Consider the following 571-nt stretch of genomic DNA (forward strand, 5'->3'; position numbering starts at 1 on the left):
GAGCTGCTCCTCGGCCTTCTCGCGCTGGTCGATCTGCGCGAGCACAGCCGCATGCGCGCCCTTCAGCTCGGCGGTGCGCGCGGCGACACGCTCCTCCAGCGTCTCGTTGAGGCGGTGCAGCTGGGCCTCGCCCTCCTTGCGCTCGGTGATATCGCCACAGACGCCCACCAGCCGCGGCCGCCGGCCGTCGCGGTCCCGCACGAGACGGGCGCGGACCTCGAACCAATGGAGAGACCCGTCCTGCCAGGTGCCGCGGAACTCGATCGCGTCGTCGCCCCCGTCCTCCAGGGCTCCGCTCACCGCGTTCTCGACCCGCTCGCGATCCTCCGGATGAATGCTGTCCAGGACATCAGCATAGCCGAATGCCGACTCCCGCGCCCGGCCGAACAGGGCCTTGCAGGCGGGTGAGGCGGTAAGCTCCCGCGTCGCCAGGTCGAGCTCCCAGGAGCCAAGACGGCCTGCCGAAAGCGCGGTGGCCAACCGCTCCTCACTCTCATGAAGCGCCTCGATGCGCGCACGGGCCTCGTATTGCCGCTGCCGGCCCTTCAGCGCCGTACGCGCGACGCTGATG

1 protein-coding gene is annotated in these 571 nt (G+C 70.8%); it reads right to left on the minus strand.

Annotated features, from left to right (window positions below; genetic code table 11):
* A partial coding sequence (locus tag AC1DWF_RS37190) for a PAS domain-containing protein (RefSeq protein WP_476843436.1) occupies window positions 1-571 on the minus strand: 571 nt, incomplete at both ends.

Source organism: Aminobacter sp. P4_D5 (assembly GCF_056401815.1).